The following is a 22224-nucleotide window of genomic DNA, read 5'->3' as shown; positions in this document are numbered from 1 at the left end:
ATAAAATAGCAATTAAAACAAATGCAATTTCAGCATCATAAAAAGGGTAAAATATTCGATATAAAAAACGAGACATGTATTAAACGATCATAAAATGCTGCCTTGTATAAAGGGATAATGAAAGCCCTCTAAAAGATTAAGTATCTTGCGCATTGTATGAAATGAAGCATTTCTGTCCATTATAATTGAAAAAAGTTATCTTGTTGTACAGCCCTATCGTTTAGGAGGAAAGGTATATACAGCTTTACATATAATGAATATTCAGGGCAAGATTTGTCTTTAGCGCTTATGAAACAACACGCCAGCTTCCAATGTTATGATAGCGTTGCTTTTCTCCTATACCTCAACTTTGCTCATAATGTGCCAAGAAAACGATTTTAACTGATTCAATATATGCGGGGTTATGATAAGAGAAGCTTACACTGTTTAGAATTATTATTTATAGAGTAGATAATTTATCATGACGAATCAATATGTTCTTTATATGTTAACATACCTTAGGAATGAGTTAGCGAAGGCTGATCAAGAGGGATAATTTTTTAAAATGAGTGGACATTTGATAAGGTTAAAAAACACCCCAAAAAAGTTCTGATTCGCAATAATTGAAAAATATATCCTGTTCTCGAGTCTTTATTGAAGTAGTTTACACCTTTTAAAAGATATCCATAATGAATATATTATGATTTTGCGGAAATATCATAGCAGAGGGAAATTGAAATTTTGTCCTTTAAAGAAAGGCTTATATTAAACAGCCTATTTTTCATTGTCATGAAAGTAAAATTTTACAATCCAACAAACAATTAAAAGTGCACTATTATGATAGCGTTGAAATACAAACAGCCCGCTGTTAGACTAAAGATTGCAAAGCACATCAACTTTTCAGATTGATTCCTCTTGATAGTATGACAAGTGCTTTTGGTGGAGCTAAGCGGGATCGAACCGCTGACCTCTTGCATGCCATGCAAGCGCTCTCCCAGCTGAGCTATAGCCCCTATAAAAACAAATTTTTCCTAAAAGGACATCCACAATTTCGACTTTTCTAAAACGAGAAAAATTGAAGATCAAGAAAAATCTACATTTAACGGAAAAGATGCTCTCTTTTGCTTCTTTTAAGCATCGTCATCATTAGAAACGCCGCCTCCAAGAATATCGGTAACATCATCCTCCTCATCGTCATCATCGTGAGATAAAAATGTATCATCGTCATCACCGAGATCGACAACACCATCTTCCAAATCGGGAAGATCATCATCTTTAGAACCGTCATCATCCTCTTCAAGAAGCATAAAAGCAGACTTTTCAAGTGCTGCATCAAGCTCTTCAGTATCTACTTCTTCTTCATTATTTGCTTCAGCTGCCGCAACCTCAAAATAAGAACGCGGATAAGAAATTCCTGTATAAGGTGACACAATAGGATCGCGATTTAGATCGTAAAATTTTTTTCCTGTTTCTGGATCAACACGTTTCGTTCCAAGTTCTTGTTTTGCCATAAACCGTGCCTCTTTGATTAACTACATTCCATTAAAAGATAAATTTTATGGTGCTTAATCGAAAAATGATACCTTTGTCAAAGATAAATACACTGTTCCATGTAGATTTTTTCATGACGTTTTTTAAAGCATATGTTAAAGGATACGTAATTTCATAAAAGTTAGATAGAATTAAATAGAATTTCCATGCAAAAAGCAATCCCTATAACTGCCTATAAATCGAGTAGTCTCTCTGGAAAAATTCGAATACCAGGAGATAAATCAATCTCCCATCGCTCTCTTATATTGGGAGGGTTAGCAAATGGTGAAACATGTATCCACGGATTGCTTGAAAGCGCTGATGTACTCAATACAGCTTCTGCTATGCAAGCTATGGGCGCTTGGATAATTAAGAAAGATGACTTCTGGATCATACGAGGAACAGGGAATGGTTGCCTCTTAGCTGCACAACAACCTTTAGACTTTGGAAATGCTGGAACAGGTGTTCGTTTGGTTATGGGAATGGTTGGTCCCTATCATATGAAAACAACTTTTATGGGTGATGCTTCTCTCTCTAAACGTCCTATGGGACGTATCCTCGATCCACTGCGTCTTATGGGAGTGGAAATTGAGGCAACAAACGGTGATTATCTTCCTTTAACGCTGCATGGTCCCAAAATGGCTAATCCGATTCGCTACCGTGTTCCAATAGCTTCCTCTCAAGTTAAATCAGCGGTTCTCCTTGCTGGACTCAATACCGCTGGCATTACAACAGTTATTGAACCGGTTCTCACACGCGATCATACGGAAAAAATGTTAAAAGCATTTGGTGCTAAACTTGACATAGAAAGAGATAAAGAAGGTGCGCGTTTGATTCATCTTAATGGTCACCCCCATCTTACGGGACAAACGATTCATATTCCCGGTGATCCTTCTTCTGCTGCTTTTCCAATTATCGCAGCCCTTCTTGTAGAAGACTCTGATATCACCATTGAAAATGTTCTGATCAATAACTCTCGAATAGGGCTTATCGAAACATTGTGGGAAATGGGCGCTCAAATTGAATTTTTGAACCAACGCCAAACAGGTGGAGAAGATGTTGCCGATCTACGGATAAAATCATCGGTTCTTAAAGGAGTTACTGTGCCTAAAGAACGCGTCCCATCGATGATTGATGAATATCCTGCTTTGGCAGTAGCAGCTTCCTTTGCGGAAGGTAAAACAGTTATGCTAGGAATTGAAGAATTGCGTGTTAAAGAATCAGATCGACTGTCTGCTGTTGCTCAAGGCTTAAAAATTAATTGCGTAGACTGTGAAGAAGGTCAAGATTTTCTTGTTGTTTATGGGAAAGGTTCCGCCAAAGGTTTAGGTGGTGGGCATGTTTCCACACATCTTGATCATCGAATTGCGATGTGTTTTCTCATCTTTGGGCTTGTATCAGAAAAGCCTGTTACCATTGATGATCAACGCATGATCGCTACGAGCTTTCCAGAATTTATTCCTTTTATAAAACAACTTGGGGGAAAAATCGCTTGAAGCCTTTTGTTATTGCCATTGATGGACCTGCCGCTTCAGGTAAAGGAACCTTAGCACGCAAAATTGCCGCACATTATCATCTTCATCATCTGGATACGGGGCTTACTTATCGTGGTGTTGCTCATGCGCTTTTACAAAAAAAATTAGCTCTTGATGATGAAAAAAGTGCTATCACTTATGCTAAAGAACTTGATTTTAATAGCTTAAATCCTATTCTCCTCTCTTCTCATGAACTTGGCGAAGCGGCTTCGAAAATAGCGCTTAAGCCTGCTGTGCGCAAAATTCTTGTCGAAAAACAACGTAATTTTGCTAAAACTTTACCTGGAAGCGTGCTCGATGGGCGAGATATTGGCACTGTCGTTTGTCCTGATGCTGATATCAAGTTCTATGTTCTAGCTAACGTTCAAACACGTGCTAAACGTCGCTACCAAGAGATTTTAAAAAAGGGAGGACAAGCAAATTATTATAAAATCCTTTCTCAACTTGAACAGCGAGACAGTCGCGATATAACGCGCAAACAAAGTCCCCTAAAACCAGCAAAAAACGCCCACTTGCTTGATACGTCAGAATTGAGTATAGAAGCAACATGTGCAATTGCATGTAGTTTTATTGATCCAATCATAAAAATACATATAATTAGATAAACTCGTTAAGGTAGCTTCCAGCCTAGCGCTAACATTTTTCCTTTATTCAAGGAAAAGGCTAAGGAGTTGCCAATGTTAACACTAACCTAGCGCTCATACCTTATACAAGGTATATTTTAGGAGTTCTTATGTCACAATACAATCCCACAACAGCGGATTTTGAAGCCCTTTTAACAGAATCTTTTCAAACCAATGATCTTAATGAAGGATCTGTTGTTAAAGGTCGTGTTATTGCAATCGAAAAAGACATGGCCATTATTGATGCTGGACTTAAAGTTGAAGGACGTATTCCTCTCAAAGAATTTGGAGCGAAAGCAAAAGATGGTTCTTTGCAAGTTGGCGATGAAGTTGAGGTTTATATTGAACGCATTGAAAATGCCATGGGTGAAGCTGTTTTATCGCGTGAAAAAGCACGGCGCGAAGAAAGTTGGGTCCGTTTAGAGGAAAAATTCAATGCAGGTGCGCGCGTTGAGGGCGTTATTTTTAGCCAAGTAAAAGGTGGCTTTACAGTCGATCTTGATGGTGCTGTTGCTTTTTTGCCGCGTAGCCAAGTTGATATTCGTCCTATTCGTGATGTTTCGCCTCTCATGCATAATTCACAATCCTTTGAAATTTTGAAGATGGATCGTCGTCGTGGCAATATTGTTGTTTCACGTCGTACTGTCTTAGAAGAAAGTCGCGCTGAGCAACGTTCAGAAATTGTACAAAATCTTGAAGAAAACCAAATCGTTGAAGGTGTGGTGAAAAATATTACAGATTATGGTGCGTTTGTTGATCTTGGTGGGATTGATGGTCTCTTACACGTTACAGATATGGCATGGCGGCGTGTTAACCACCCATCTGAAGTGCTGACAATTGGTCAAACGATTAAAGTTCAGATTATTCGCATCAATCAAGATACACACCGTATTTCTCTTGGCATGAAACAGCTTGAAAGTGATCCTTGGGAAAGCATCAGTGTCCGGTATCCAATCGGTAAAAGAATTACGGGTGCTGTTACCAACATTACGGATTACGGTGGTTTTGTTGAAATTGAACCAGGAATTGAAGGGTTGATCCATGTTTCTGAAATGAGCTGGACAAAGAAAAATGTTCACCCTGGAAAGATTTTATCTACATCACAAGAAGTAGAAGTGGTTGTTCTTGAAATTGATCCTTCTAAACGGCGTATTTCTCTTGGTTTAAAGCAAACATTTGAAAATCCATGGGAAGCTTTTGCCAATAAATTTCCTGTCAATTCACAAATTGAGGGAGAGGTTAAAAATAAAACAGAATTTGGTTTATTTATTGGGCTTGAAGGCGATGTTGATGGTATGGTTCATCTCTCTGATCTTGATTGGAACCGTCCAGGTGAACAAGTCATTGATACTTACAATAAAGGCGACATCGTTAAAGCTGTGGTCCTTGATGTTGACATTGAAAAAGAGCGTATCTCTCTTGGAATTAAGCAGCTTTCTAGTGATAAAGTTGGAGAAGCGGCTGCTTCTGGCGAATTGCGAAAAGGTGCTGTTGTAACTTGTGAAGTGGTTGCTGTTAACGACAATGACATTAATGTGAAATTGATTGACCACAACCTTGAGACAACCATTCGCCGTGCTGATCTTGCCCGTGATCGTGATGAACAACGACCTGAGCGTTTTGCAATTGGGCAAAAGGTTGATGCACGCATCACAGCATTTGATAAAAAAACACGTAAAATTTCAGTATCAATCAAAGCATTAGAAATTGCAGAGGAAAAAGAAGCTGTTGCTCAATATGGTTCCAGAGATTCAGGGGCTTCTCTTGGCGATATTCTTGGTGCAGCTTTAAAAAAACAAGAACAAGACTAATCATCAATCATTAAAATTAATGGTGTTATTAAGGTCACTCATTTTAGGAGTGACCTTTTTATTTTCTAAAGAAATTCTCTACTTATTTTTTAATGATTGCATTAAAAAATATTATAACTGTTTGCAAATAAAAACAAAAAGTTTGTTTTTTGTCTATCAACGGTTCACGATTGAGATAAAATGCTTACAATTTAAATAAAAAACGATGTAATTGAATAACAATGGGACATTATGGCGTGCACAATACCTCTCATAAAATACTTTTTTTCTCACAAGAAGGGAAAAAATTATTTTATTAATACGGACTTTCCTCTTCGTGCAATTTATAAAATACAGGAAGATCTTTATACCCTAGGGATGATATAGCTTCTGGCAAAGAAATTTTACTTCCTGAATATGAAGGAGTAGAGGATTTTCGCAAGAGATTGAATGAAAATGCTAAACTTATCCTGCATGCCTTTCATACCAGTGATTTTGCTGCTCAAAATGATGAAACTATTGCACCATCTGCTCAATGGCTCATTGATAATCATTACAGCATTGATAAAACCATACAACAATTACGCCGTAATCTTCCAAAGTCCTTCATAAAGCAACTTCCTCTTTCTACTCAAAAAGCAGGGATACCACGTATTTTTTCTTTAACTTGGTTTTATATTGCACATACCGATAGCAGTTTCTCACAAGAAACGCTTACAGCTATGATCAATGGGTTTCAAGAAGTTTGTGCGCTCACAATTGGTGAATTGTGGGCTCTTCCTTCTGTTATGCAAATGCTGCTCATTGAAAATGTTCGTCGTCTTTCAGTGCGTATCGAAAAAGCGCGACATATGCGCCATCTTGCTAATCAAGTAGCTGATAAAATTTCTCTTGTAGAAAATAAAACAAGTTTAAACTCTCTTTTTACGCAGTACAAACCATTCACTGTTGACTCAACTTTTTCAGCGCATTTATTCTATCGCTTACGCAGTGCATCTGTCGATTCAACGATAGTATTAACTTGGCTTGAAAAGCAATTGGAAAGTCAAGGAAGTAGCTTAGAAAGCGCAACAGCTGATGAACACACTCGACAAGCGGCAGATGGTGTGACCATGGGCAATATTATTCGTGCTCTTAAAGCTATAGATGATGTTGATTGGACTGTATGGTTTGAAACAGTCAGTTGTGTCGATGCTATTTTGCGTAAGAATAGTGATTTTTCTGAAATTGATTCTCATTTACGCAGTACTTATCGACAAATCATTGAAAAAATTGCACGTTTTTCGCCTCTTAGCGAGCTGGAAATTTCCCATAAAGCTGTAGAAATGGCCAACACCACCTTTGAAGATATGCCTCATTATTCCTCTATTGGGTGGTATCTTGTCGATGATGGTCGTTATGCCTTTGAAAAGGCTTGTGGATATACTCCGCCTCCTCTCATAAAATGGGCAGGCACTTTTTATTGCTTAAAACTGAGAGTCATTGCCATTCCTGTTTCTTTTCTAACACTTGCTCTTTTACTTGCAGTTTACACCCTTTTACAAATATCTGGTATGACACCACGGATGTCCCTTTGTTTTACTGTATTGGCGCTTTTTCCTGCTATGGATGCGGCTTGTGCTTTATTTAATACGGTTATTTCGTGATTTGTTCCATCAAGACAGCTCATTGGTTATGAATATAAAGAAGGTATTCCGAAACATGCACGTACAATGGTTGTTGTGCCTACTTTGATAACATCACGCGATGATATTGATGCGCAAGTGCATAATCTTGAAGTGCACTATCTTTCCAATTCTAAAGGTGCTGTTCATTTTGCACTCATTACAGATTGGGTGGATGCTCCCTTGAGAGAAACGCAAGATGATCTTGATTTGTTGCACTATGCGCAAAAAAGTATTGATAAACTCAATAGTCGTTATCATCGTGATGAACTTCCTGTTTTTTTCCTTTTACATCGCCGACGTCTTTATAATAGCAGCGAAAAATGTTGGATGGGATGGGAACGAAAGCGGGGAAAACTTCATGAACTCAATCGGCTCTTAAGAGGCGATAAAAATACGAGCTTTTACCCTACCAGTCCATATCTTCCTATGGATTGCCGTTTTGTTATGACGCTGGATGCCGATACACGTCTTACCCCCGAGAGCGTCACAAAACTTGTTGGAAAGCTTAACCATCCACTCAATCATCCCATTTTGATCCGCAAAGTGGAAAAGTTGTAAAAGGCTATAGCATTTTGCAACCACGTATTATTCCTTCTCTGACAACAGGAAAAAAAACATCAATTTTCCAACGGGTTTTTTCTACCAACCGTGGGATTGATCCTTATGTTTTTGCTGTTTCTGATACTTACCAAGATCTTTTAGGAGAAGGCACCTTTATCGGTAAAGGTCTTTATAATATTGATGCATTTGAACAAGCACTTAACGGCAAAGTTAAAGAAAATACGGTTCTCAGTCATGATCTATTAGAAGGAGGATACGCTCGTAGTGCTCTTGTAAGTAGCATAGCAGTCATTGAGGATTATCCAACAGCTTATAATATTGATGTTATGCGTTATCATCGCTGGATTCGCGGTGATTGGCAACTTTTGCCTTATCTTTTTTTGCCTCGTCAAATAAGCTTGGTGACGCGTTGGAAAATGCAGGATAATTTGCGTCGTTCTCTCACACCACTGATGTGGTTAATTGCAGCATTTGCAGGATGGGCTCTTTTGCCATTAAAGAGTGCTATCGTCTGGCAGATATTTTTATTGCTTAGCGTCTTCATTGCACCCATTTTATGTGTATTAAAAACGCTTGTTGCATCCAATATAGATCATTCTTTGCGCGGACATTTTCAATTAATTTGGAATAAAACTGCTTTTACAGGTGCTTATATATTTCTTTAAATAACTTTTCTTGCTCATTCGGCGTATTTTATGACTGATGCGATTATTCGTACACTCTATCGTATGATGATTTCAAAACAGCATCTGCTTGAATGGAAAACTTTTGTCGCAACAAAATCAATGCCCAATAGTTTGCGTTTCTACATGCTTACAATGGCACCAGCGTCGCTTATTGGTGCTCTTGCTCTAATACTCCCTCTTTTTTTTGATAGTTTTGTAAGCTTTATTGCTTTGCCTTTTGGGATAGCATGGTTTTTTTCACCTTTCATTGCTTGGGTTGTGAGTCGACCTTCAACATTTCAAGATAGCCTTTATCTTTCTTCAAAAGATGAAAAAATTCTTCGTTCTATTGCACGGCGGACGTGGCTTTATTATGCAACCTTTGTCAATGCACAAAACAACTATTTGCCTCCCGATAATTTTCAAGAAGATCCTGAACCTCTTGTTGCTCAACGTACATCTCCTACGAATATCGGGGTTTATCTTCTTTCTATTATTGCTGCCCGTGATTTTGGCTGGATTGGTTTTGAAGAGACCATCACCCGTATTGAATGTACATTACACTCTCTTGCAAAAATGGAAAAGTTCCGTGGTCATCTCTATAATTGGTATGAAACCGATACACTCAGACCTCTTTTACCCACTTATGTATCAACCGTTGATTCAGGAAATCTTGCTGGTCATTTGATCACATTTTCTTCTGCTTTAAGTGAATGGGCTGAAAAACCGCCTCTTCTTTTTCAAAGTAATCGAGAAGGTTTATCGGATGTTCTGACTATTCTTGAAGAAACTGTCAAAGAAATTCCAGATCATCAACCCCGTTTATGTTCCTTACACCAAAGAATCGAAGAAAGTATCGCTCGTTTTCATCACTCTGTCCGTACTTTTGTAGATCAAGAAAATACGATCCCTTCTCACATTAAGGATCTTTCATGTGCAGCCCACGATATTCTACATTTAATCGATGAACTCGACCAAAAAATTCAAACAATAGAATCTGCTCGTGCACTTTCTTGGGTTAAATGCCTTATCGAAACCTGCGATGCTCATCATCATGATGCAACGGTTCATTGTGATACTGAAAAATTATGCAAAAAACTAAATAGGTTAGCTACATCGGCACGGCAAATAGCCTTTGACATGAAATTTGATTTTTTAGAACAACCTAAACGGCATCTTTTATCGATAAGGATATCGTGTACAAGAAAACAAACTCGATGAAAATTGTTATGATCTGCTTGCTTCAGAAGCACGTCTTGCAAGCTTCTTTGCCATTGCGAAAGGAGATATAAAACTTAAACATTGGTTTCATCTTGGTCGACTCCTCATCCCCGTAGGTTGGAAAGGTGCGCTCCTCTCATGGTCTGGTTCCATGTTTGAATACCTTATGCCATCTCTTGTAATGCATGAACCTTTAGGCTCTTTACTAGATCAAACAAATCGATTGGTTATTCGATGTCAAATACAATATGCTCATACACGGGAATTGCCGTGGGGTATTTCAGAGGCCGCATTTAATGCTCGTGATCATTTAATGAATTACCAATATGCTCATTTTGGTGTTCCAAGCCTCGGACTCCAACGGGGTCTCTCACGCAATACTGTTATTGCTCCCTATGCCAGCCTTTTAGCGGCACAATATGTTCCTGCTTGCGCTGTTGCTAATTTAAAACGACTCCGTGATCTTGGAGCTTTAGGAACATACGGTTATTATGACTCTATTGATTTTACCCCTTCACGCGTAAAAACAGGGGAAAAATACGCTGTTGTACGCAATTATTATGCACACCATCAAGGTATGTATTATGCACACCATCAAGGTATGTCTATCCTTGCTCTTAACAATGTTATTTTTCAAGGGAGAATGCGTGATCGCTTTCATCGCGATCCCATTATTGAAGCAACGCAATTGCTTTTACAAGAGTATACTCCCTATCTTATTCCTATTATTCACACCAAAGCGATTAATCGTATACGCAATAAGTCTCAAACATTGGAAGCCGCTCCTTTACGCATTATTACAAATCCGTTGCTCAAACCACGGGAAACTTTGCTCTTATCAAATGGTTCTTATTCTACCATGCTAACAGCGAATGGTTCTGGCTATAGCCGTTGGCACGATTATGCGATTACACGCTTTATTCCTGATGCAACAGAAGATCAACAAGGGACTTTATTCTTCTTACGCGATACACATAGTGGACGGTGGTGGTCTGTGACCAGTGAACCAACACGCGTTATTGAAGAAGAAGCTGTCAGCATTTTTACAGATGAAAAGGCTGAATATACAAAAATGGTTGATGGTATCAAATCAACACTTGAATGTCTTATTACATCTGAAGGATGTGGCGAAGGGAGACGTCTTCAACTGATAAATACAACAAACAAAGATTGTCTTATTGAAGTTACCTCTTATGGTGAACTAGCGCTTGCAACAATGGATATGGATAATGCTCATCCTGTTTTTTCGCGGATGTTTATAGAGACGGAAATTGCTGAGGAAGGCAAAACAATTTTTGCCAAAAGGCGCAAACGCTCACCTAACGATCCTGAGATTTATATTGCCCATTTTGTTTCTAGTACAACGGATACTCTTCAAGAGACAGAAGCTGAAACAGATCGCTCTCTTTTTATTGGTCGGGCGCGATCTATTCATCGTCCCGCTGCATTTGACCAAAATACTCGTTTTAGTAACAGTCAAGGTTGCGTTCTTGATCCTATTATGTCATTGCGATGCCGTATAAAAATTCCAGCTTATGGAAAAGCAGAACTTACCTTTTGGACTTTTGCTGCGCATACAAAAGAAGTGCTGGATAATTATATAAAACATTATCGACAACCTGATATGTTTCAAAAAGAATTTTCAATGGCATGGACACGTTCACAAGTTGCACTGTATCAAAGTGGAACCCAGCTTAAAGAAGCTATTGTTTATCAAAAATATGCAACGCCGCTTATCTATCCTGATCGAACATGGCGTCTTCCTTCTGAAATATTGGCAAAAACGCTTGGAAAACAGTCTGATCTTTGGCCCATGTCCATCTCAGGAGACAATCCACTCTGTCTTCTTAGATTAAATAACGAGGGAAATATAACTGTACTGCGTGAACTTCTTAAAGCACATGAATATTGGCGTACGCGTGGCCTTATTGTTGATTTGGTCATTCTCAATGAACAAGCATTTTCCTATATACAAAATACACAACGCGCCCTTGAATGGGTATGCGAATCTTATCGACATCACATGCAAAAAACAGATGAACGCCAACATATTTTTACACTTCGGCGTGATCAAGTAAATGAACAAAGTTTTAAAACGCTTCTTGCATCAGCACGCATTATTCTTGATGCCCAAAATGGCTCTCTATCTGAACAGCTTAAACGAATTGAGGGGAATGATTTTGATTTCTCAATTCGTAAAAATTATCCGGGACCTCATGATCAATTAGACTTACCAAGATATAATGAGGAAAGGCAAATTATAACACAAACTGAACAAAATCTTTTTGCTTACATTGGTCTTGCTAGCCAACAAAAAACCTCTTCTCCTTTCATTGATGGAGAAGATCTAAAATATTGGAATGGTTATGGTGGTTTTAATCAGCATAATCATTATGTAATACGTCTTCATGGACACACCACGACACCGCATCCGTGGGTTAATATCATTGCTAATCATGGGTTTGGTTTTCATGTTTCTGCTGAAGGTGCCATTTTTACTTGGGTTAACAATAGCCGCGATTATCAATTAACCCCTTGGGCGAATGATCCAACGTCTAACCGACCAGGCGAAGCACTTTATCTGGTTGATCGCCAATCTTTAAAACGTTTCTCACCTGTTTCTGCTGTAGAATGTGATGAAAATGTTGTTTATGAGGCTTGTCATGGTTTTGGATTCTCAACTTTTAAATCGACACATTCAGAAATCGCATTAGAACTGACCCATACACTCGATTCAGAGAAACCTGTTCGCTTTTCACGTCTTATCCTTACGAATGAAGGGGAAAAACCACGCAGTTTACGCCTTTATAATTATGTTGAGTGGGTTTTAGGAAATGTCCGTACAAAATATGCTCCCTTCATTATTCCTTCTTATGAGGCTAAAAGAGGGGTACATTTCATTGAAAATCCTTATCACATTGAAAAATCTCAACAAGTCACATTTTTATCAGCATCGGAAATGCCAACCAGCACCACAACCAATCGCAGCGAATTTATCGGTGCAACGGGAAGCATAACACACTCAAATGCGATCCGTAAAGCCAGCGCACTTTCAAATACCATTGAAGCAGGATGTGACCCTTGTTCAGCATTTTCCTATGATATTGATCTTCAACCAGGGCAAACAAAAGAAATCATTTTTTATCTTGGCAGCGCTGAAAATAGAAAAGAAGCTGAAAAATTACTCAATCAAGCACGTGCAAGTGATTTTGAAACTCTGCTCACAAAACAAAAACGATATTGGAGTGATTTTGTTTCTCCACTCCAAGTCAAAACACCTGATCCCTCTTTTGATATTATGGTCAGCCATTGGCTTCCCTATCAAATCTATGCATGCCGCATCATGGCGCGCGCAGGCTTTTACCAAGCGAGTGGTGCATTTGGCTTTCGTTACCAGTTACAAGATAGCTTGTCTTTGTTATTGCTGGAACCACGATTAGCCCATGAACAATTGTTAAATGCTGCAGCGCACCAATTTCTTGAAGGGGATGTGCAATATTGGTGGTTGCCTGAAACAAATGCTGGTGTTCGCACATACATTTCTGACGATATCGTTTGGCTTGCATATGCAACAGCTCTTTATGTCAATACCACTGGCGATAATGCCTTTCTTGATACGCTTATTCCTTTTATTGAAGGTGATGTTCTCAAAAGTGGGTAACAGGACGCTTATTTTCAACCCACCCAATCCTCAAAAGTTGCAACAGTTTATGAACATTGTGTTTTAGCGCTAGACCTTGCCATTAAACGCTGTGGACCCCACGGTCTTCCTCTTATTTTAGGTGGTGATTGGAATGATGGCATGAATTTGGTAGGTATTGAAGGAAAAGGTGAAAGCACTTGGTTGGGATGGTTTCTTGGATGCACACTACAAGCATTTATTCCTTTGGTCGAAAAACGTGGTGACAACAGCCATATGCAAATATGGAGTACGTACCTTGAACGTTTGAAAAAATCTCTAGAAGAAAACGGTTGGGATGGTGCCTGGTATCGACGTGGTTATTTTGATGATGGAACACCTCTTGGCTCTAAAAGCAATGATGAATGCCAAATTGATACCATTGCTCAATCTTGGGCTGCCATTTCTCAAATGGCACCGCTTGAGCGCCGAAAACAAGCTATGGCCTCAATGCTTGAACATCTCTATGATAAACGAGGAAAACTTCTACGTCTTTTCTGGCCCCCTTTTGATAAAACAACACTTGAGCCCAGTTATATAAAAGGTTATCCCCCTGGCATTCGAGAAAATGGTGGGCAATATACTCATGGCGCTATTTGGAGCATTTTAGCGCTTGCACAAATAGATGAAAGCGATAAGGCTTATCGTTTATTTTCCGCGATTAACCCTATTACTCATGGACAAGATCCTGAAACCTATCGTGTTGAACCTTATGTGATGGCAGCAGATATTTATGCCGTTGAACCACGATGTGATCAAGGCGGTTGGACATGGTATACAGGCTCAGCCGGTTGGTTTTATCGCGCTGCAACACAAGCTATCCTTGGAATAAAGCGTCAAGGAGATTTTTTATTTTTACATCCACACTTGCCTTCCTTCTGGCCCGAATATGAAGCAAAAATGAAGTTTTATGAGGCTGTTTATATTCTTAAAGTAAAATGGGGATCTGAAAATATACTCAGAGTTAATGGAAAAGAATATGCTCATGTTCAAACAGGGATAAAGTTGGAAAAAACTGGAAAACATGAAATTATACGCGTACTTAAATCGTCAAAATAGAAAAGCTAAAGGGCTTTTTTATTCTTGCTCAAACTCTTAGAGTTGTTATAGTTTCTCTCACTCCTATATGGACCTTGTTGGAGCACAAAAATTTTAAATTCTATGAGATTGAAAGAAAGAAGGTTATGAATCATCCAGACATCGCAAGGCGTGTTTATAATCATACTTGGAAACTTGATCCCATTATTCGTTCGCTGCTTGATACAGATTTCTATAAACTTCTTATGGTACAGATGATTTGGGGACTTTATCCTAAAGTTAATGTTACCTTCTCCCTCATAAATCGCACAAAAACAATACGTCTGGCTGACGATATTGACGAGAGTGAATTGCGCGCTCAACTTGACCACGCCCTCAGTTTGCGTTTTACGAAAAAAGAAATGATCTGGCTTGCTGGTAATACATTTTATGGACGTAAACAAATTTTTACACCGGATTTCCTTCGTTGGCTTGAAAATTTTCAACTCCCAGAATATGAACTAACCCGTAAAGATGGCCAATATATTCTTCATTTTCATGGTTCATGGGCTCATAGCTCTATGTGGGAAATTCCCGCCCTTGCTATTATTAGTGAATTACGTTCACGTGCTGCTATGAAAAATCTAGATCGTTTTGCTCTTGATGTGCTTTATGCGCGCGCTAAAGCAAAAATGTGGAGTAAAGTTGAACGTCTCAAAAAATTATCTGATATTAAAATATCTGACTTTGGCACACGGCGCCGCCATTCTTTTTTATGGCAGCGCTGGTGTGTTGAAGCATTAAAAGAAGGTATTGGGAGTTCTTTTACGGGAACTTCTAATGTCCTTCTCGCCATGGATACAGATTTAGAGGCTCTTGGAACCAATGCGCATGAATTGCCTATGGTCATTGCTGCTCTTAGCAACAATAATGATGAATTACGCAGAGCTCCGTATCAAGTTTTGCAAGATTGGAACCGTTATTATGGTGGAAATCTTCTCATTGTTTTACCTGATACTTTTGGTACAGAAGCATTTTTATGTGATGCTCCAGATTGGGTAGCAGATTGGACGGGTTTTAGACCGGATAGTGCACCCCCCATAGAAGGTGGAGAACGTATTATTCAATGGTGGAAAGAAAAAGGAAAAGACCCACGCGAAAAACTTTTAATTTTTTCGGATGCACTTGATGTCGATACAATTGAAAAAACCTATCATCATTTTCATAGAAAAGTGCGCATGAGTTTTGGATGGGGCACTGATCTTACCAATGACTTTACAGGCTGTGCACCTAAAGAAATTACAACCCTTGATGCTCTTTCTCTTGTTTGTAAGGTGACCCATGCCAATGGACGACCAGCCGTAAAACTTTCAGATAATCCTGAAAAAACGATCGGTGATTCAAAAGAAGTACAACGTTATCTCAATTTTTTTGGCAATAAAAAGCGCGTTACTAGACCTAGCAAGATGTAATTTTCAGCTCTTTAAACGGATATATTAACGCATCCTATTGTTCATAAGGTTAACCTTTTTCCACCATGAGAACGGGGATGTTTAACCCTTACGGAGCTGTAAATAGTTAGGCTACTCGTTGAACGGATTCCACTTTGCTTCCAACACATGCGGTTTATTTACATAAATAAGGCTCGATAAGCAAAACTTAAAAAATATCACGATGCACTTAAAAAATTTAACCTGCTAAAGAATTTTAGTTAAGGAAGCTTAAATGTTTTATATCATTGTTATAGATAAAGGTATTTTACGGCATAACAGATTACTATCATTATGCATGTTGAGTGAGAACTCCTGAATCTCATAAAAAAACAGAGAATACTATAATATTTTTATTTCGAATAAGTTTTATGCAAAGTCAGAAAATTTATTTACGCGCATATTATAGCAGGAATACAATGTTCTCATCCAGAGATATGAAAACAAACGAAGTATTTTGTTAGAAAAAAATATAATATCAATGTGTTTTCGGTAGAGATGTATATATAGAAATTTGTACGAGCATGCTTTACAAAAATAAAGTCTCTTCATGAATGTGATTTATCATTGTTTACAAAGCAATTTTTTATGAGTTTTAAAAGGGCTTTGTACATAATTTTCTTTGCTCATAAAAATTATTTCACAAGTATATCATTAAGCAATTGCTTTTAAAAAGCTTGTTATTTCATATGCATTTTGAATAGGGAGATGTTATATACAAAACTTGAGGGAAAAGTCTCTCTCATCATTTTAACAAATAAGGCAAAGCTAAAAAGAGCATCTCATAAAGTTTTTTATGCCATTATGAAGATGGGCGTGTCACGATATAAATAGCAATCAACAATAATATAACGGCAACGAGTAAAAAAATCCATAAAGGAGGATGGACCATCACGAAAAAGGATAATCCTCCTCCTGTCATACTCATCACTGCAAAAAGTTTAACAAATGGAGAGATAGCTTTTCTTTCTTCCCATTGTTTAAGAGGGGGACCAAAAATACGATGATTATTCAACCAGTAATGAAAACGTGGAGAAGAACGCGTAAAACACCATGAGGCAATCAACAAAAAAGGCATAGTTGGCATAATAGGTAATACCACACCGATAATACCTAATATAACCATTGCCCAACCTGCTATATAATAGCAGAGGCGCAAAGGGTGTGATATCTTGAAATATTTCTTCATTCTCTCGTATTATTTTCCTCTACGTAAAATTTTACGCAAAAAATTATATCTGTTTCCTTGTTTATATGTTTGAGTGGATAATTCCTCTCCATCATTTCCCCTCTCGCTACACATTTCTATGTGCCACTATTTCTATGTGTAAGTGTCTTTGACTTTCATAAGTTCCTTCAAGATACTAAATAGCTTTGCAATATGATAATCATTTTAAGTAGTTTCAAGAAATAAGAAGAGATTTTGGAAAAGCAGAAAAAATAAAAAGGCTGCAGAATAAATCAATGCAGCCTCTTAATTAAGAATGCAGCATTCGGGGGGGGGAAATGTACTGCATTCATTTGCTAGACATTAGGAGGAAAAATAACCTAGCGACTCAACCTCTAATTAAAATAAGTGTGAAAAACAATATATAAAAATGCATTGCTGATATGCATGAATTTAATCACCATCAAGTTTCTTGAACTGTATTTCGACGAAAGAAAGTCATCATGAAAATGGCAATAAAAATCAATGTCAAGATTAACACAATTGTGGAAGCAGAATCAGAGCCGATAAATAAGCTAAGATAAATCCCTAAAAAACCAGAAAAAGCTGCAATAAGTATCGCGATCATTAACATAAAAGAAAACCGCTTCGTAACAAGATAGGCAATTGCTCCTGGTGCTATCAGTAAAGAAATAACAAGCACAATTCCAACAGCTTTCAAAGCCGCAACAATTGTAAGAGAAATCATCGTGAGAAGGGTATAGTGGAGCAGTGATATGCGCAATCCCATTGCACGACCTTGTACTGAATCAAAAATATACAGCATAAAATCGCGCCATTTTGCTCCTAAAGTAAAAGTAACAATGGCAGAAATGATTGCTGTCTGCGTAATATCAAGCCAATTAACGCCCAACAGATTACCAAATAGAATATGATTTAAATCTAAACTACTATAGATAGATGTTGCCAAAATAAGCCCTAAACCAAACATCGATGAAAAAACAACACCCATCACTGTATCCTGTTTGATACGACTGTTACTTCCCAAAAAACCTGTTGTAAGTGCACAAACCATACCCGCAACAAAAGCACCGCAAGTAATCAAGGTCATTGTAATATTTTCTGGACGCATATGCTGGAACCAAGCAAATGGCAAAGAAGTTAAAAATGTTATCACCCACGGTGTTGTCATATAACCAACAACAACACCTGGAAAAACTGCATGGGAAATGGCGTCGCCTAACAGTGCCCATCCTTTCAAAATAAGAAAACAGGAAAGCATCGCCATTGGAATAGAAAGGATCATAACAATAAGCATGCCTTTCAGCATAAAAGAAAACTGAAAAGGAAGTAGTAATTGATCAATCATGATAAAATCACACCTTTTTTTGCTGCATTTATACGTAAACGCGCAGCAATATATCCGTGTTTAGGAGCAAAAATAAAAGCTAACATAAATAAAAATGCTTGAAAAAGCACGACAACCCCGCCCGTTTGTGCATTCAAAAAATAACTCACATAAACACCTAATACGCTTGTGAGTGTCCCAATTATAACTGCAATAACCAAGATATTCACAAAACGATCACTTAAAAGATAAGCTGTTGCCCCAGGCGTTACAACCAAACAAATAACCAAAAACGCTCCAACCGTTTGCATAGCAGCAACAGTACAAGCAGCAAGCAGCGTGAAAAAGAGAATCTTTAAAAACTTTACATTCAATCCAATGGCACGAGCGTGTGTTTCATCAAATAAAGAAACAAGGAGATCTTTCCATTTCAAAAACAATATAAATAAAGAGAAAAAACCAATAAAAGCCAATTGTATAATATCTGATGAGCTAACTGCTAGAATATTTCCTAAAACAATTGTATCAATATTAACAGCCATTGGTTTTAATGATTTGAGAAATAATCCAAAAGCAAAAAAGGAAGAAAAAATGAGACCAATAATGGTATCTTCTTTCAGTTTTGTCCGCTGATTAAAAAACAGCATTGCTGCCGCAGCAAGGCCACCAGAAAAAAAAGCGCCAAGTGAAAAAGGTAACCCTAAAAGGTAAGCTCCTGCTACACCAGGAACAATTGAATGGGAGAGTGCATCACCAATCAATGACCAACCTTTTAACATCAAAAAAGCTGAAAGAAAGGCACAAACACACCCAACTAATCCAGAAACCCACATTGCATTCACCATATATTGATAGCTCAGTGGTTCAAGCAACCAAGAAATCATGCGACGTGCTCCACTCTTTCAATATTTTCGCAAACTGCAGACTGTTTTCTCCCCATGAAAGCATCATTTTTTTTCGTGCCTTGAAGATCAAAAATATGGTGGTGCAAAGATCCTCCGAAAGTTTTCTCCAGATTTTCTTGTGTAAAGATTTTTTCTGTTAACCCAGAAGCTAAAACGGTTCCTTTTATTAAAACTGTATGATCACAAAATTCTGGAACAGAGCCTAAATTGTGGGTAGAGACCAAGATTACTGCTCCTTCTTTACGAAGATCTTGTAACAAAGCAATGATTTTATCTTCTGTTGTAACATCAACCCCTGTGAACGGCTCATCTAATAAAATAGCTTTTGCTTTCTGTGCCAGAGCACGCGCTAGAAAAACGCGCTTTTTTTGTCCCCCAGAAAGTTCTCCAATCTGGCGCTTGGCAAAAGGCAACATATCCACGCGTTCCAATGCAACACGAACGGCTTCATAATCCCGCGCCCGTGCATAGCGAAAGAAATTCATATGACCATATCGCCCCATCAAGACAACATCTTCAACCAGAACAGGAAAATTCCAATCCACATCTTCACTTTGAGGAACATAAGCAATAAGATTTTTTTTCAAAGCTATATCAACGGGCAAATCAAACATGCGAATTTTTCCTTTTGAGGGGCGTACAAACCCCATAATCGCTTTAAATAATGTTGATTTACCGGATCCATTAACACCAACCAATGCTGTAATAGAACCCTTTGGACTTTCAAAATTTACTTCACGTAACGCTGTATGTCCATTACGATAAGTTACCGTTACTCCTTGGGCAAATATTCCACATTCCGTCATTAGTTTTTTACTCCCTCTAATAAGGCTTTGCTAATACGGCCACTCGTGACACGTAATAAATCAATATACGTGGGGACCTCACCATTTTTTTCACTTAGAGAATCAACATAGAGAACACCACCGTATTTAACTCCTGTTTCTCTTGCCACTTGTTTAGCAGGTGCTGGAGAAATTGTGCTTTCAGAAAAAACTGCATGGATATTGTATTTGCGAACCATATCAATAACATGCTTAACCTGTTGTGGTGTTCCTTGCTGGTCAGCATTGATTGGCCATAAATAAAGTTCTTTCAGATCAAAATCACGTGCCAAATAACTAAATGCACCTTCACTTGTTACAAGCCAACGCTTATCTTGAGGAACTGCTGACAATTCAGCTCTGATTGGATCAATTGTTGCACGAATCTTCTGTTTATAAATTTCGGCATTCTCTTTATAAATAACAGCGTGTTCAGGATCGTATTTTACAAAAGCATCACGAATATTATCAACATAAATCAGAGCAGCGGTCGGTGACATCCATGCATGAGGATTGGGTTTACCGCTGAAGGGACCCTCGCCAATTTTAATTGGTACAACACCTTTTGAAACAACAACACTTGGAATATCTTTGATATTTTGAAAGAATTTTTCAAACCAAAGTTCTAACTCTAACCCATTCCAAAAGATAAGATTTGCGCCTTGTGCACGCATAAGATCACGTGGGGTGGGTTGATATTCGTGAATTTCTGCACCTGGTTTTGTGATTGATTCAACATCAGCGGCATCACCAGCTACATTTCGCGCCATATCAGCAATAATGGTGAATGTTGTCACAGCTTTAAATTTACCAGCACATACCGCTAAATTGGGAGTAAAAAAAATAAGACTTCCCAGAATTAGAGTAAAAATCTTTTTTATATTCATTAATTTTCTCTTTATTTTATTGCTAATGATTTGCATTATCATTTAGCAATAACAGTTATTTTTTGCATTTGCAATGAAGGATTTTTACAAAAATTAACTTTTCAAGCCCTTTGAAAAACAATTCTTTTTTGCTTTAAAAATCATCTTGAAAAAACAGATGATTGTAAAGAGAAATTGCTTTGTTGTTTTGCAAAGCTTTATAAAAAAGCTAAGATATCTTTCTCATTCATTTCTGGTAAGCTTATGTTTTTATAGCACTTATTTATTTCATAAAGCCTGTGTTTTTTTGTTGCTCATTAATCAACATCTAATCCTAATGATAACAAATTAATTTATAAGGAAACGTATTGTTTTATTAAGTTAATAAACTGAATATTATAAGTTTTTCTCATTTTAACCCCTTTTATTATGAATCAATTACTACTTTTTATATGTCCATTCTAAGCAGAGTGAGTCTGTGAACAAAAACTATAAAAAGGAATAAAAATCCTCCTTATGGTATTACGCAAATACAAGGACTTGTCGGCTCTATGGAAGCTAAAAAAGAGAAAGTATAATGGAGCCAATTTGCCCTTTACTAAGCATAAAGAGGATAATGTAGAATAGAACTTTAATCATACCATACATTCATAGATGCTATCGTAAAATAAACTGAGAAACACAGGAATAGGTTTCTTAAAACAAGTACACATTTGAAAAGATATTACGTTTAAAGGCTTTATAAGCAATTTTCGTTTTTAGCTGTCAAAATGGAGAAAAATATTACAGCCTTTTGAAACGCAAACGCAGCCTCTTTAGAAAAAAATATGAAGATGTAAAGTAAAAACTGTCTTTCGATTATCTTCCCTTTTTAATTTGTCTTGACGTAAAATGAATATTGAAAACCCAAAAGGTTTTAGTATGTTACTGATGGTTGTAATAGGTCAGGTTAGTCAAGTTATTGACAGCCATTATGCAATTTGTGCGCTTTTCAAAAGCATTCAAGCAATTCTTTTAATTCATGGAATGCATATTGCGCCATGTTTTTATTTCATCTTTCAATGAAATCACGCGCTTCTCACAAAGAACAAAAAGTTCAAAACAGAGACTTATCATGTCATTCATGCACTTGTTTTAACAAAACATCTTATATTCATTTCATAGCAATACCTGTAAGGGGTAAATACTCCAAAGGGAACGGGATCCATTGAGCACCATCATTTACTTTGCAAAATGTGGTACCATTATTTTATTTTTTCAATCCCTCATATTGCAACAGGCTTTGGCATTTAAGAGCCTGTATAAGAGGCATTTTTACTTCTTTTTTATGGTCTCTACATAACCACTCCACTTTAA

General features: G+C 37.6%; 10 protein-coding genes, 1 tRNA gene and 1 pseudogene. 5 read left to right on the top strand and 7 right to left on the bottom strand.

Annotated elements, in window-relative coordinates:
* Positions 1-916: 916 nt before the first annotated feature.
* Both BN338_RS04200 and BN338_RS04195 read right to left on the bottom strand, forming a co-directional pair.
* Positions 917-992 (bottom strand) — tRNA-Ala (locus BN338_RS04200).
* A gap of 117 nt (positions 993-1109) precedes the next feature.
* Positions 1110-1490 carry a TIGR02300 family protein gene (locus tag BN338_RS04195; RefSeq protein ID WP_039759345.1) on the bottom strand — a complete coding sequence of 127 codons (381 nt, stop codon included), beginning with the start codon at positions 1488-1490 and terminating at the stop codon, positions 1110-1112.
* A 186-nt stretch (positions 1491-1676) separates the two neighbouring features.
* Here BN338_RS04195 and aroA point away from each other — a divergent pair, with 186 nt between their 5' ends.
* The 5 genes and pseudogenes from aroA to pncB all read left to right on the top strand — a co-directional run bounded on the left by aroA (position 1677) and on the right by pncB (position 15739).
* Positions 1677-3005: a 3-phosphoshikimate 1-carboxyvinyltransferase gene (gene aroA, locus BN338_RS04190; RefSeq protein WP_039759343.1), complete on the top strand. Its 1329-nt coding sequence runs from the start codon at positions 1677-1679 to the stop codon at positions 3003-3005.
* Positions 3002-3649, top strand: coding sequence for a (d)CMP kinase (cmk, locus tag BN338_RS04185; protein WP_039759342.1), 648 nt, complete (start codon positions 3002-3004; stop codon positions 3647-3649). Before aroA ends, cmk begins: the two co-directional genes overlap by 4 nt.
* A gap of 128 nt (positions 3650-3777) precedes the next feature.
* Positions 3778-5478 (top strand): 30S ribosomal protein S1, encoded by a 1701-nt coding sequence (gene rpsA, locus BN338_RS04180; RefSeq protein WP_039759340.1) that lies wholly within the window; start codon positions 3778-3780, stop codon positions 5476-5478.
* Positions 5479-5709: 231 nt separating this feature from the next.
* Positions 5710-14309: pseudogene (locus BN338_RS04175) on the top strand (glycoside hydrolase family 94 protein).
* A gap of 125 nt (positions 14310-14434) precedes the next feature.
* Complete coding sequence (pncB, locus tag BN338_RS04170; protein WP_039759337.1) at positions 14435-15739, top strand: nicotinate phosphoribosyltransferase; 1305 nt, start codon at positions 14435-14437, stop codon at positions 15737-15739.
* Positions 15740-16559: 820 nt separating this feature from the next.
* Here pncB and BN338_RS04165 read toward each other — a convergent pair.
* The 5 genes from BN338_RS04165 to BN338_RS04145 all read right to left on the bottom strand — a co-directional run bounded on the left by BN338_RS04165 (position 16560) and on the right by BN338_RS04145 (position 20889).
* Positions 16560-16946 carry a YbaN family protein gene (locus tag BN338_RS04165; RefSeq protein WP_039759335.1) on the bottom strand — a complete coding sequence of 129 codons (387 nt, stop codon included), beginning with the start codon at positions 16944-16946 and terminating at the stop codon, positions 16560-16562.
* Positions 16947-17388: 442 nt separating this feature from the next.
* On the bottom strand, positions 17389-18294 hold the full coding sequence (locus tag BN338_RS04160) for a metal ABC transporter permease (protein ID WP_039759332.1): 906 nt from the start codon (positions 18292-18294) through the stop codon (positions 17389-17391).
* Positions 18291-19157, bottom strand: a complete 867-nt coding sequence (locus tag BN338_RS04155; RefSeq protein ID WP_039759330.1) for a metal ABC transporter permease — start codon at positions 19155-19157, stop codon at positions 18291-18293. The genes BN338_RS04160 and BN338_RS04155 overlap by 4 nt, the downstream gene beginning before the upstream one ends.
* Positions 19154-19984 carry a manganese/iron ABC transporter ATP-binding protein gene (locus BN338_RS04150; RefSeq protein ID WP_039759329.1) on the bottom strand — a complete coding sequence of 277 codons (831 nt, stop codon included), beginning with the start codon at positions 19982-19984 and terminating at the stop codon, positions 19154-19156. Before BN338_RS04150 ends, BN338_RS04155 begins: the two co-directional genes overlap by 4 nt.
* Positions 19984-20889 (bottom strand): metal ABC transporter substrate-binding protein, encoded by a 906-nt coding sequence (locus tag BN338_RS04145; protein WP_039759327.1) that lies wholly within the window; start codon positions 20887-20889, stop codon positions 19984-19986. Before BN338_RS04145 ends, BN338_RS04150 begins: the two co-directional genes overlap by 1 nt.
* Between the last annotated feature and the right edge of the window lie 1335 nt (positions 20890-22224).

It is taken from the genome of Bartonella queenslandensis AUST/NH15 (assembly GCF_000312585.1).
Classification (GTDB): Bacteria; Pseudomonadota; Alphaproteobacteria; order Rhizobiales; family Rhizobiaceae; genus Bartonella; species Bartonella queenslandensis_A.
This window is presented reverse-complemented; position numbering and strand designations above follow the sequence as displayed.

Coding starts and splice junctions, on each gene's coding strand:
- BN338_RS04195 (WP_039759345.1), bottom strand. CDS start 1,490: ATGGCAAAACAAGAACTTGGAACGAAACGTGTTGATCCAGAAACAGGA.
- aroA (WP_039759343.1), top strand. CDS start 1,677: ATGCAAAAAGCAATCCCTATAACTGCCTATAAATCGAGTAGTCTCTCT.
- rpsA (WP_039759340.1), top strand. CDS start 3,778: ATGTCACAATACAATCCCACAACAGCGGATTTTGAAGCCCTTTTAACA.
- pncB (WP_039759337.1), top strand. CDS start 14,435: ATGAATCATCCAGACATCGCAAGGCGTGTTTATAATCATACTTGGAAA.
- BN338_RS04165 (WP_039759335.1), bottom strand. CDS start 16,946: ATGAAGAAATATTTCAAGATATCACACCCTTTGCGCCTCTGCTATTAT.
- BN338_RS04160 (WP_039759332.1), bottom strand. CDS start 18,294: ATGATTGATCAATTACTACTTCCTTTTCAGTTTTCTTTTATGCTGAAA.
- BN338_RS04155 (WP_039759330.1), bottom strand. CDS start 19,157: ATGATTTCTTGGTTGCTTGAACCACTGAGCTATCAATATATGGTGAAT.
- BN338_RS04150 (WP_039759329.1), bottom strand. CDS start 19,984: ATGACGGAATGTGGAATATTTGCCCAAGGAGTAACGGTAACTTATCGT.
- BN338_RS04145 (WP_039759327.1), bottom strand. CDS start 20,889: ATGAATATAAAAAAGATTTTTACTCTAATTCTGGGAAGTCTTATTTTT.